We start from the raw sequence: 11,986 nt of genomic DNA, 5'->3' as shown, positions 1-11,986 counted from the left end.
AGCCACGACGGCTGGATCGACCAGCATTCCAATGGCGACCATTAAACCCATCATCGAGATCATGTTCAGCGTAATAGTCGATCCAAATACTTGCCGCATCAGATACATGATCATGAAAACGCACAATACCGAAATGGGAATGGCAGACCCGACAATGAGCGTGCTGCGGAAGTTTCGCAAAAACACAAAAATGATGCCAATAGCCAGCATGCCTCCCAACATGGCGGATTGCCCCAGGCTGGCGATGCCCTTTACCACTGCTTCTGATTGGTCTCGGCGCAAGTGCAATCGCAATTTGTCTCGCCCAATTTCATCTTGAAGGGCGTCTAACTCTGCCCGGACCAGGCGGCAGGTTTCTACCAGATTGGCCGTGGAGGTTTTGCGAATTTCCATAGAGACCACATCGCGCCCGTCCATGCGTTCAAAATATCGCTTTTCAGGATAGTCGTAACTCACCTGCGCCACGTCTTTTATTTCCAGACCATTGGGTAGCGTGAGATCGCGTATTTGATCCACTTCGTCAAATTCGCCCACTGCCCGAACAGCGAGGCGTTTGTCGCCTTCGGTGACGTAACCGCCAGAAATGTTGATATTGTTGGAGCGAATTGTTCTGTTGAGGGTGCGAATGTCCAGGCCATGGGCGTGCATGCGATTTTTATCGACATCGACTCTGAGTATTCTTTCGTCGGCGCCTTCCATTTCGACATTGCCCACCCCGGGGATGCGCTGCAGACGAGGTAAGATCGTGTTTTTATACACTGTGGCGAGTTCAGATTGATCATCGCCTAGCCAGATCATGTTGTAGTCCAGAATTTCCCAATCTGCCGAGTCCCATCTGCGCATCTCAATGCGTTCGAGGTCTTCGGGTAGTCTGCCGCGAACCTGATCTATGCGATCCCTTACCTGAATAGATTTGAGATCCATGTCGGTCCCGTAGTCAAATTCCATGAACACATAACCCCGACTGTCATAGGATCGCGCGCGAAGTGATTCAACGCCGGGAATCGTGCCGAGCATCTCTTCGATTGGCTTGGTGATTTTCTTTTGGATCTCTTCGGGCGATGACGAGGGATATGTATAGCTCACATACATTCTGGGATACTGCAAGTCGGGCGCGTATTCGAGCGGCAATCTGAAGAGGGAAATAAATCCCATGACTATGAGACTGAGTGCTACCATTACAGCAGTAATGGGTTTTTTGATCGCGTATTCCGAGAGTTTCATAAGCGGGCCTCAAAAGGGCAAAAATTGAAGGTTGAAGTAAGGTAATGAGACGCGAATCTCAGAGTGCGTCCATCAGCGGCTGAGACTGATTTTGCTAAGTAACCATTTACTTACTTACGGATAATATACAACATTTCGCTGCAAAAGCAACCGCAGTTTTTTAAAAATTTCACCGTTACAGAAAAGACTTGCGATTTTGTTTTAATAGATATTTCATGCTGAAGTCTAAACATAATCACGTAACTATATTTAGGAGGAGACTTTCATGGGCAATCGCGTCAATCGCGCAGTTGAGTTGCTTTCACAAGATCAACCTGTCTATTACATGGGCGCGCATACAGGGCATGTGCTTACGTTTGAACAGGGTCAGAATGATGCCAGTACCTGGGCGGATTATATCAATGTGGGTATGGAACACGGGGCTTTTAATCTGGGGGGCCTCGACGACTATATGCGCGGTCTGATTAGCGGGGGACCTACAAATAGTGGACACAGGACGCCCGCTGTTATTGTCGAAGCTCCGGTGGAGGGCGCGTCGGAAAATATTGTGCGCTACAATGCCTGGCAATTTCGGCAGATTCTCGCGCGCGGTGTACACGGCATTTTGCTCTGTCAGGCGGAATCGCCCGATGCGATACGCGCTTTTGTCGAGTCGTGTCGCTATCCCATTAACAAAATCGGCGTTGGACACGGCCTCAGTACAGGTACGCGAGGCGTGGGATCCGAATCGTCGGCATCAGCGATATGGGGTGTTAACCGCGATGAGTACATCCAGAAGGCCGATCCCTATCCGCTGAATCCCGATGGCGAGTTGCTGTTGGGTATCAAGATTGAAAATGTGCGCGGCGCATCCAACATCGAACAGATTCTCAAGGTACCCGGCATTGGATTTGCCGAAATGGGCCCAGGCGATTTGAGTATGTCGATGGGATATTTACACCGTCCAACGCCTTTTTCTCCCGAAATGCAAGAGGTGAGGGATCGCGTGAAGGCAGCATGTGCAGAAAACGGCGTTGCTTTTCTCGAGGGGGGTAGTCCCGAGACGGTTGCGGCAAAAATAGACGAGGGGGTGCGCGTGGTTTCCGGGGGCAGGGAGGAGATCGCGCGTATTGGACGCGAATATTCAGGCCGTCGCATGCCGGTTTAATAAAAAAACAGGGCTGTGCGATGTTTGCACAGCCCTGGAGGTCCGATTTAATACGTGCTTAAAATGGATTGCCCTGGCGGGCCAACTCAAATTTTCGCCAGCCGACTTGTTTGCCATTTTCGAATACTTTTTGTATGGCGTAAAAGGAGGACGGATCGCATTCTCGCCAGACGCCTGTTTTCTTTCCCTCCAGATATCTGCCTTCTTCTTTTTTTACACCATTTCTAAAATAAGATATCCAGTGCCCGTCTTTTACACCACTTGTCCAGTTGCCTTCTGTTTTTTTCTGTCCGTTGCTGTAAAATGTGATCTCAAGTCCGTCTTGCATGACGCCATTTTTGTATGTGCCCTGCCCGCGCACGTTGCCCACGGCATCGTAATATGTCCAAACGCCAGTGCGGGCACCGCTGTCGTATTGCCCTTCTGCCAGTACGCGGCCGTATTGTTTTATTTGTGTCTGTCCTTCAAATAGTGAGGGCATCTGACACCCTGCTGTGAGGATTCCTGCGAGAAGAATTACAACTTTGAACATTTTTTTCTCCTGTGTTGTCCTTTGATGGGTATTTTGCTACAATAGAACTAATATACAAAACTGCTTCCATAAGGCAAAGATGAAATGACAAATGATTTGATTGACTGATTGCCCGATAGTTGGTAACTTCACTTTTTGCGGTATCAAGACGCCTATGACCAGATAGGGGATATACCTGCCGCGTGTGCCCAACGGTTAACTGAGAAAGGATGATATATGGCCGATATAGTGTTGCCCGATAGCGCGACTGATATTCAAATTCCCGATTATTCGCACCTGCCCTATAAAGTCGCCGATATGTCTCAGGCAGATTTTGGACGGAAAGAGATCGCAATTGCCGAGCGCGAAATGCCCGGTTTAATGGCTGTGCGCGAAAAATATGCAGATCAGAAACCTCTGAAAGGTGCCCGCATAATGGGGTCTTTGCACATGACGATTCAGACGGCTGTTTTGATCGAGTCGCTCAAAGTGCTGGGAGCCGATGTGCGCTGGGCGTCGTGTAATATTTTTTCTACGCAGGATCACGCCGCTGCCGCTATTGCAGAAACGGGTACGCCGGTTTATGCGTGGAAGGGCGAGTCTCTGGAAGAATATTGGGAATGTACTTTGCAGGCACTCAATTTTGTGGCGGGAGGCCCGACACTTATTGTCGATGATGGCGGGGATGCGACGCTGCTGGTTCACCGGGGATATCAGGCTGAAGACGATCCCTCGATTCTCGATGAGCCGACTGATAATCGCGAATTGGAGATTGTCAATGCCGTGCTGAAGCGGCAACTGGAGCGCAATCCGCGTTTTTGGCACAATATGGCCACCGATATTCAGGGCGTGTCAGAGGAGACTACGACGGGGGTTCACCGTCTGTATCAGATGCGGGATGAAGGCGTGCTTCTCTTTCCCGCGATCAATGTCAATGATTCGGTGACCAAATCGAAATTCGATAATCTCTATGGCTGCCGCGAGTCGCTCGCCGATGGTATCAAGCGCGCAACGGATGTTATGGTCGCCGGGAAGGTTGTTTGTGTGTGCGGCTACGGCGATGTGGGCAAGGGATGTGCCCAGTCTATGCGGGGATTTGGCGCGCGCGTGTTGGTGACGGAAATCGATCCGATATGTGCTTTGCAGGCGGCGATGGAGGGATTTGAAGTGACGACTGTGGAAGATGCCCTTTCCGAAGCCAATATTTTTGTTACGACGACGGGCAATACGGATATTATCCGCATTGAGCACATGGAAAATATGCTCGATCAATCCATTGTGTGCAATATCGGGCATTTTGACAATGAGATTCAGGTCGATAAGCTGGGCGATTATCCGGGTATTGTGCACGAGAATATCAAGCCGCAGGTCGATAAATACACGTTTCCAGATGGGCGTGCGATCTTTTTGCTCGCAGAAGGCCGTCTGGTCAATCTCGGCTGTGCGACCGGGCATCCTTCTTTTGTGATGTCCAATTCGTTTACCAATCAGGTGCTGGCGCAAATGGATCTGTGGGCACAGCAGCGCGAAGTCGGCGTTTATACCCTGCCCAAACATCTCGACGAGGAGGTCGCGCGGCTTCACCTCGAAAAACTCGGTGTCAAGTTGACCGAACTCACGCAGAAGCAGGCCGATTATATTGGCGTGTCCGTCGAAGGTCCGTACAAACCCGGTCATTATCGGTATTAATGATAGGGGATTTGTTACTTTTTCATGCGATTTTTAGACTATTTTACCGGCAATCAACCGGTCATTTCGTTTGAGATTTATCCGCCGCAGACTCAGGGTGGTATGCGCGCGCTCAAGGCGCGGGTTGTGCCCAATTTGCTCAAGTTGAATCCCAGTTATATGACGGTTACGTATGGCGCAGGTGGCTCTACTCGCGCCAAAACGCTGGAGATTGCCTCGCTTATCCAGAACGAATTTGGTCTGACTGCGGCGTGTCATCTCACATGTGTGGGGTCGTCCCGAATGGATATCGATGATATTTTGAAGGCGATCCGCGCAGAGGGTATTCGCAATATTGTCGCACTTCGCGGCGATCCACCCCGTGGAGAAGATAATTTTGTGCCTGCAAAAGATGGATTTGCCCACGGCAATGAGCTTGTGGCGCATATTCGCAGCACTGAACCGAAAGACGATGGGTTTGGGTTGGCTGTTGCGGGGTATCCCGAGAAACACCTCGAAGCGCCCGATTTTGATACGGATATTGCAAATTTGAAGCGGAAAGTTGAGTCAGGTGGGGATATTGTTATTACGCAGCTTTTTTATAATAACGATTATTTTTTTCGCTTTGTCGATCGCGTGCGTGCTGCCAATATCACAGCACCTGTTGTTCCGGGGTTGATGCCGATTCTCGCGGCGGGACAGATACAGCGCATCGCGTCTTTGTGTGGGGCTGAGATTCCGGGGGATTTGCAGGATCAACTCAAGGGGGCTGTGGATGATGAAGACAAGGCGATGAAAATTGGGGTAGATCAGTGCATCGAGCAGGCAACCGAATTGCTCGAACAGGGCGTGCCGGGTATTCACTTTTACGTGCTCAACAAGTCCATCCATATGCGCCGGATTATCAGTGCGCTTCCTCTCTAAGCGGAAATTTCTCAGTGATCAGCATGATTGGCTTTTTATTGGCGAATACCCTGTAGGTGCGGCTGAGAAGAGGTTTTCCTTCGAGGTGCGCGATGGTCTCCGGCAAATCCCGTGCGGTTTCACAGCAGCACCACAACAATTCACGGCGGGTTTCCAGTCCGCTGTTTTGCAGTATTCCTCCCAATCCCGCAGGATCTGATTCCAGTCCGTCCAAAATGCCTTTTGGCAGGTTTTGTGATACAATGAGAGATGTAGCATACGCCTGAATTTTCGGCGTTTCGTTGTCTGTTGAGGGCGTTTGTAGTACTGCTTGTCGCGCGATGACTGGTGTCCCTGATGGCAGCTCGAGCCAGATATGCTCGGTGCATAATGTCTGTTTCGTCTGGTGGAGGAGTGCGACTTCCACCGGTGCGAGTGTATAGGCTTCGATGAGTCTTGTGACGGTGCCGTCGGTGACGATTAATGCCCGCTGGAATGGCGTTAATCGCGCGATGTTGATTTCTCTCGACATCGCTGGCCTTTCTGCCTGTGCGATAAATATATTTTTTACGTGCGTGTCAACAAAAGTTGTCGAATTGAAAATTGAATCTGTCTTCATCGAGCTATTGTCCTTTCATATATACAGTCGTTGCGCAACGCACTTTAGACACATAAGGACAAAAAAAGTTCTGAAACATTGCATGTGTGATTCTAATCCGTTATTTTGATGGAAAGGGCAGCATGCGTATTATTACCTGGAATGTAAACGGATTGCGGGCGGCGCTTCGCAAGGGGTTTATGGATCATATTAAAACGCTAAACCCCGATGTGATCCTTTTGCAAGAAATTCGGGTCTTGCCCGAGCAACTGTCTGCGAGCGAGCGCAATCCCGATGGGTGGCATGTTATCTGGCATCCAGCCGAGCGCAAGGGCTATGCGGGCACAGCGGTATGGTCTCGCACGCCGTTAAGTGAGGTAGAACGCGGTGTGGGCGGGGCCGATTCCGAAGGCCGGATTTTGCGGGTGAGTACTCTGGGGATTCAATTCGTCAGTGTGTACCTGCCTTCGGGATCATCGGGCGATGAGCGCCAGGCGATCAAGGAGTGCTGGATGGATCGCTTTCGCCCCTGGGCCGATGGTCTGGTAAAAAAACGGGGTCCCACGATTATGGGGGGTGATTTTAATATCGCGCATACCGAACGCGATATTTTTTATGCTAAAAGCAACGAGAAGAATTCGGGTTTTTTGCCGCATGAACGCGCGTGGATGGGCGATCTCATCGCTTCTGGCTGGCGCGATTTTACACGGGAACACTACGGCGATATTCAGGGGCCGTATTCGTGGTGGTCCAATCGGGGGAGGGCCAGAGAGTTGGACCGCGGTTGGCGCATCGATTATTTGTTGGGCAATGCAGCAGTTGCAAAGCGCGTTGAATCTGCCCATGTTGACCGCGAAGGCGGCATGACCATATCTGATCACGCACCGGTTGTTGTGGATTTGAAATAGCTAATAATATACACAGGAGATTTCCATGCACACTCTTGAAACACATCCTTTTGCAGCATTATTCGGCGTTGATGAAAGCGTGGCTGCGCAGGCATTGTCAGAAGCGATGTCCCGAGGTGCCGAATTTGCCGATCTGTATTTTCAGCATGTGCGTACGACCTCTCTCAGTTTGGAAGATGGTATTATTTCCAGTGCCAATACAGGCGTTGATCAGGGCGTGGGGATTCGCGCGGTGATTGGGGATCAGGTTGGCTATGCTTTTTCCGAGAGTTTAGAGGCAGATGCGATTTATGCGGCTGCTCGGACGGCTGCTGCAATAGCAGAGGGCACAAAAAGTGTGCCACCGCAACACTTGCAGGGCAGAGAAGTTGACAATTACTACGCGATTGAGCGCGACTGGGATGAGGTCAATATTACGGAACGCCTGCCACTGGTGCAGAATGCGGAAACTATGACTCGCGCAATGGATCCCGCAATAGAAAAGGTGTCTGTGGGGTGGATGGACAGGGATGAATGCGTGCTTATTGTGACCAGTGATGGTGTTTTCAGTACGGATCGGCGGCCTATGGCGACGCTGTATTGTTCGGTGACGGCTAACAGGAATGGCGTGCGGCAGAGCAATGGGGCTTCGGTTTCCCGGCGCGAGGGGATTGACTATTTTACCGAAGAGAATATCAGAGCGGTCTGCCAAAGGGCGGTCGATCGCACGATGATTCTCTTTGAGGCGCAGCGCCCACCTGCCGGCGAGATGCCGGTGGTACTTGCAGCAGGTGCTTCGGGTATTTTGCTCCACGAGGCGATTGGTCACGGCCTGGAAGCGGATTTCAACCGCAAGGGTACTTCTATTTACGCGACGATGATGAACGAGAAAGTCGCCCCGGATTTTGTGACGATTGTCGATGATGGCTTGCAGGAAAATGATCGGGGAGCGCTCAATGTAGATGACGAGGGTCAGGCTACTGCGTGTACGACGCTTATTGAAAACGGTGTCTTAAAAAGCTATTTGCACGATCGCATTTCGGCAAAACACTACGGGGTCGCACCCACGGGGTCGGGCCGCCGCGAGAGTTTTCGGCATGTTCCTATGCCGCGTATGCGATCTACGTATATGCTCGACGGTCCCCACACCCGCGATGAGATTGTTGGCGCTGTTGATTACGGCATTATTGCTGATACGTTTACCAATGGACAGGTGCAAATTGGCGCAGGTGATTTTACTTTTTATATCAAGAATGGATGGCTTATCGAAGGCGGCAAAATTACTGCGCCGATCAAGGATGTCAATATTATTGGCAATGGTCCCGAGGCGTTAAAAAATGTGGTTATGGCAGCAGGTGATGCCGTGTTGGACGATGGTAGCTGGACGTGTGGAAAAAATGGACAGGGTGTGCCCGTTTCCATGGGCGTTCCGACGATGCTGGTGGAAGAGAGTATGACTGTGGGGGGGGTGAACTAAATGGAACGCGAACTTCTCCAACAGGCAGAATTGGCGGTTGATCAGGCGCGAAGAGCAGGTGCGAATGATGCGATAGCGCGGGTGCGAGATGAAAATAGCACGGAGTACACGTATCGCGATGGGAATATTGAGCAGGTGCAACAGAGTGCCACTCGCGGTTTGAGCATTCAATTATATGTCAATGGGCGGTATTCGACACACCAGACTTCGGATTTGCGCGCGGCGTCTGTTGCCCGGTTTATCGAAGATGCAGTTGCGCTGACGCGACATCTGGCAGAAGATCAGCATCGCGTTATTCCCGATGCTGAGTTGTATGAAGATCGCCCGGATAATAATCTTCAATCCGACGATGCTGTGGTGCGCGATTTGCCCCGCGAGGCGTGTATTGATTGGCTAAAAAAGATGGATGCTATCACCCATACAGATGGCCGTGTGGTGAGTGCTACCGCGAATGTTTATTATGGCTGGAATACGTCGGTTCGGGTGAGTTCAAATGGATTTTTGGGGATACAGAGCGGGACTTCGATAGGCTATGGCGCAAGTGTGACGCTCAAAGAGGGCGCGCATGGGCGTCCCGAAGATCATCGCTATGTGCGGGCGCATCATTTGTCGGATTTGCCCGATCCGGAGGCGGTTGCGCGCGAGGGTCTCGACCGCGCGATTTCCCGATTGGGCAGTGAAAAAGCACCCAGTGGGCGGGCGACTATGGTGGTTGATCCCGAAGCTGGCGGGCGTTTGATTGGCGCGATATGGGGGGCGTTGCAGGCGCGCAGCATTCAGCAGAATCGGTCTTTTCTCGCTGATAAAAAAGACGCGCAAATTGCCAGTTCGCTCCTGTCGGTGACAGATGATCCTCTGATGGTGCGCGGTCTCGCATCTCGGCATTACGATGGCGAGGGGATTTCGGCAAAGCGCAGGTGCGTCGTCAATCAGGGCGTCTTGCAAATGTATTATGTCGATACGTATTACGGGCGCAAACTCGGTTGGGCGCCTACGACCGGAGCGTCGTCCAATCTCGTTTTTGCGCCGGGTGATAAGGGTCTCAATGGTCTGATTGCAGAGGTTGAGGATGGTTTTCACGTCACGTCCTGGCTCGGCGGCAATGCCGATACGACGACTGGGGATTTTTCTTATGGTTTTCGCGGCTTTCGCATTGCCAACGGGCAGAAAATGGGTGCGGTATCGGAAATGAATATCGCTGGCAATTTTCTCGATTTGTTGCAAAATCTCGTCGCCGTGGGCAATGATCCCAATATCTTTTCCAGCGTGCAAACGCCTACTCTAATTTTTGACAATGTGGCTTTTAGCGGGAAGTAGAATGAGTGGCATTAGAGAGGGTAAATAATGTCTGCCGCGCCAAAAACGCCGCGCCATATTGCATTGGATATACTCTGCCGCGTTGAACGGGGCGCATATCTCGACCGTTTGCTCGACGCGCAGCGCGAGCATATCCGCGATCCCGACGGCGATTTGCTTCAACATCTGGTTCGGGGTACGCTGACCTTTCAGGCGCGGATTGATCATATTTTGACGCCCTATCTCAAAAAACCCCTGTCCAGACAGCACGCCAAACTCCGCAATCTCCTGCGCCTCGGTGTTTATCAACTCCAGTATCTCGACCGCGTGCCATCTTATGCGGTTGTTTCTGAATCCGTTATTCTCGCCCGTCACGTTCTCGGGGATCCCATTGCGAAATTGGTCAATGCCGTGTTGCGCGGGGTGGCCGAGAATCGCAAGCCTGTTGTTTTTCCCGATTTTGATCGTGATCCCGTCGAATATCTCGCCATTATGACATCACATCCCCAATGGCTCGTCGCGCAATGGATCAAACGCTACGGCGTGGATGAAACACGCGTTCTGTGTGAATTTAATAATGCTCAACCTGCCCTGACCATTCGCCCCAATGCGTTGCGAACGACGTCCGATGCCCTGCGCGAGCAACTCGCTCTTGAAGGGATTGGCACTGAATTGGCAGCATCCGGGCTCCTCGCTGTATCTCAGGTGGGTCACCTTTTTCAGAGCAAGGCTTATTTCGATGGTCTCTTTAGTGTTCAAGGCACGGGGGCTGCGATGGTTGTTCCCCTGCTTGATCCCCAACCCGGCGAGGCTATTCTGGATCTGTGTAGTGCGCCCGGTGGCAAAGCTATTGCTATGGCCGAGCGTATGAAAGATCGGGGTTTTATTCTCGCTATAGATCTCTATCCGCGCCGTCTCGAAATGCTAAAAAAAAACACGCACCGGCTCGGGGTTACATGTATTTGCCCACTCGCTGTCGATGCGCGTTATCTGGCTGTGAATCGCTTGTTTGATCGGGTTCTGGTCGATGTGCCCTGTTCCTCGCTGGGTATTCTGAATCACCATCCCGACCTGCGCTGGCGAAAATTCGATATTCACGGTCTTACACGTTTGCAGCGTACGCTTCTCGATAGCGCTGCCGATTACGTGCGCCCGGGCGGCGTTCTGGTTTACAGCACTTGTACGCTTGAACCGGAGGAAAATGAGCGCGTTGTCGAGGGCTTTTTAAGCGATCATCCGGGCTTTCAAATCACCCATCCCTATTTGCAATTGCTGCCCCATCAAACGGGTAATGACGGTGTTTTTGCCGTGCGGTTGAAGCGGACAACTTCTCAGGCCAACTCGTAGTGTCTTGGGTCTGGTAGCGGCACTGGTCGGGCATCTTCGGTGTTGATGCTCCAGTCGGCGAGTCGCAGCCGCATAGCGGCGAGGGCATCGCGATGTTGCTCTTCGTCGATTACATTGACCAGTTCGCCGGGATCGGCGACGAGGTCGTAGAGTTCGTCGCGGTCTCCCATGGGGTCGTGGACGTACTTCCACTCGCGGGTGCGGACCATTTTGCACCGACCGGCTGCCTCGCGCCACTGCAAGGTGTCGAGCAGGGTCTTGCGGCCCCAGGGTTGGGGTAGCTTTTCCAGGTCGGACATGGTGAAGAGCGGTCCCCCACTTCCGTATTCGGAAAAAGTCGCGTCCCGGGGCGCGGCTGCGGTCACAGTGGGCAGTGGTATTCCGTGCATGGCATGCGGCTGCGCCAGCCCTTGCAATTGTAACAACGTCGGCACCACGTCGATCAGATTGGCCATGCTTTGATCTCGCACGCCGGCGGTGACCTGTCCGGGCCAGGAGACGATCAGCGGTACCCGCGTCAGGCTGTCGTAGAAGACCCCGCCCTTGCACTGCATGGCGTGTTCTCCCATAAAGTCGCCGTGGTCCGAACAAAAGACGACAATTGTCTGCTCTCGCAGCCCCAGTGCCTCGAGTTTGTCGAGTATTTGGCCGAGTGCGTCGTCGATAAAGCGCACCATGCCAAAATACGAGGCCATAACGCCGTAAACGTCTTCAATTGGATCGCGGTGCATCCCCAGCATCTGGTAGAGCACGCGGTTGCGCTCGGGCGCTCGCTCTTCGTCAAATTCCCCATCGCGCCAGGGGGAGAGGTCAATATTTTCGGGCGGAAACAGGGCTGCGTACTCGGCCGGACACAGCCAGGGCTCGTGTGGATCGGGAAAGGAGACCCACAGGGCAAAGGGCTGGTCTTGGTGCTTTTCGATAAAGC

General features: G+C 52.2%; 11 protein-coding genes. 7 read left to right on the top strand and 4 right to left on the bottom strand.

Annotated features, from left to right (window positions below; translation table 11 throughout):
- A partial coding sequence (locus tag OXH16_17650) for an efflux RND transporter permease subunit (protein MCY3683224.1) occupies positions 1 to 1,224 on the bottom strand: 1,224 nt, incomplete at its 3' end.
- Between the two features lie 265 nt (positions 1,225 to 1,489).
- Between OXH16_17650 and OXH16_17645 the strand changes: the two genes are divergently transcribed.
- The gene (locus OXH16_17645) at positions 1,490 to 2,371 is read left to right on the top strand and encodes an aldolase/citrate lyase family protein (protein ID MCY3683223.1); all 882 of its coding nucleotides are present in this window, start codon (positions 1,490 to 1,492) and stop codon (positions 2,369 to 2,371) included.
- Between the two features lie 58 nt (positions 2,372 to 2,429).
- Here the strand turns inward: OXH16_17645 and OXH16_17640 are convergent, their stop codons facing one another.
- Positions 2,430 to 2,903 carry a hypothetical protein gene (locus OXH16_17640; protein MCY3683222.1) on the bottom strand — a complete coding sequence of 158 codons (474 nt, stop codon included), beginning with the start codon at positions 2,901 to 2,903 and terminating at the stop codon, positions 2,430 to 2,432.
- Between the two features lie 216 nt (positions 2,904 to 3,119).
- Here OXH16_17640 and ahcY point away from each other — a divergent pair, with 216 nt between their 5' ends.
- Entirely contained in the window at positions 3,120 to 4,571 is a 1,452-nt protein-coding gene (gene ahcY, locus OXH16_17635; GenBank protein MCY3683221.1) for an adenosylhomocysteinase, read from the top strand.
- Between the two features lie 24 nt (positions 4,572 to 4,595).
- Complete coding sequence (metF, locus tag OXH16_17630; GenBank protein MCY3683220.1) at positions 4,596 to 5,474, top strand: methylenetetrahydrofolate reductase [NAD(P)H]; 879 nt, start codon at positions 4,596 to 4,598, stop codon at positions 5,472 to 5,474.
- On the opposite strand, the gene OXH16_17625 is transcribed toward metF, so the two are convergent.
- Positions 5,455 to 6,072, bottom strand: coding sequence for a chorismate pyruvate-lyase family protein (locus OXH16_17625; GenBank protein MCY3683219.1), 618 nt, complete (start codon positions 6,070 to 6,072; stop codon positions 5,455 to 5,457). The two genes, metF and OXH16_17625, sit on opposite strands and share 20 nt — an antisense overlap.
- Positions 6,073 to 6,194: 122 nt before the next feature.
- Between OXH16_17625 and OXH16_17620 the strand changes: the two genes are divergently transcribed.
- From OXH16_17620 to rsmB, 4 genes are read left to right on the top strand one after another with little or no spacing between them, the layout of a single operon-like run.
- A complete protein-coding gene (locus tag OXH16_17620) occupies positions 6,195 to 6,959 on the top strand; it encodes an exodeoxyribonuclease III (GenBank protein ID MCY3683218.1) in 765 nt (254 codons plus the stop codon).
- Between the two features lie 25 nt (positions 6,960 to 6,984).
- Positions 6,985 to 8,415, top strand: a complete 1,431-nt coding sequence (locus OXH16_17615; GenBank protein ID MCY3683217.1) for a TldD/PmbA family protein — start codon at positions 6,985 to 6,987, stop codon at positions 8,413 to 8,415.
- The gene (locus OXH16_17610) at positions 8,416 to 9,732 is read left to right on the top strand and encodes a TldD/PmbA family protein (GenBank protein ID MCY3683216.1); all 1,317 of its coding nucleotides are present in this window, start codon (positions 8,416 to 8,418) and stop codon (positions 9,730 to 9,732) included. It abuts the gene before it with no gap.
- A 27-nt stretch (positions 9,733 to 9,759) separates the two neighbouring features.
- Positions 9,760 to 11,058 (top strand): 16S rRNA (cytosine(967)-C(5))-methyltransferase RsmB, encoded by a 1,299-nt coding sequence (rsmB, locus tag OXH16_17605; protein ID MCY3683215.1) that lies wholly within the window; start codon positions 9,760 to 9,762, stop codon positions 11,056 to 11,058.
- On the opposite strand, the gene OXH16_17600 is transcribed toward rsmB, so the two are convergent.
- On the bottom strand, positions 11,043 to 11,986 hold a 944-nt coding region (locus tag OXH16_17600; protein ID MCY3683214.1), incomplete at its 5' end, for a sulfatase-like hydrolase/transferase. The genes rsmB and OXH16_17600 overlap by 16 nt on opposite strands.

Source organism: Gemmatimonadota bacterium, assembly GCA_026705765.1.
Classification (GTDB): Bacteria; Latescibacterota; UBA2968; order UBA2968; family UBA2968; genus VXRD01.
This window is presented reverse-complemented; position numbering and strand designations above follow the sequence as displayed.

What these genes read in the sequence shown, in the direction of transcription:
- OXH16_17645 (MCY3683223.1), top strand. Translation starts at nt 1,490, where the DNA reads ATGGGCAATCGCGTCAATCGCGCAGTTGAGTTGCTTTCACAAGATCAA.
- OXH16_17640 (MCY3683222.1), bottom strand. Translation starts at nt 2,903, where the DNA reads ATGTTCAAAGTTGTAATTCTTCTCGCAGGAATCCTCACAGCAGGGTGT.
- ahcY (MCY3683221.1), top strand. Translation starts at nt 3,120, where the DNA reads ATGGCCGATATAGTGTTGCCCGATAGCGCGACTGATATTCAAATTCCC.
- metF (MCY3683220.1), top strand. Translation starts at nt 4,596, where the DNA reads ATGCGATTTTTAGACTATTTTACCGGCAATCAACCGGTCATTTCGTTT.
- OXH16_17625 (MCY3683219.1), bottom strand. Translation starts at nt 6,072, where the DNA reads ATGAAGACAGATTCAATTTTCAATTCGACAACTTTTGTTGACACGCAC.
- OXH16_17620 (MCY3683218.1), top strand. Translation starts at nt 6,195, where the DNA reads ATGCGTATTATTACCTGGAATGTAAACGGATTGCGGGCGGCGCTTCGC.
- OXH16_17615 (MCY3683217.1), top strand. Translation starts at nt 6,985, where the DNA reads ATGCACACTCTTGAAACACATCCTTTTGCAGCATTATTCGGCGTTGAT.
- OXH16_17610 (MCY3683216.1), top strand. Translation starts at nt 8,416, where the DNA reads ATGGAACGCGAACTTCTCCAACAGGCAGAATTGGCGGTTGATCAGGCG.
- rsmB (MCY3683215.1), top strand. Translation starts at nt 9,760, where the DNA reads ATGTCTGCCGCGCCAAAAACGCCGCGCCATATTGCATTGGATATACTC.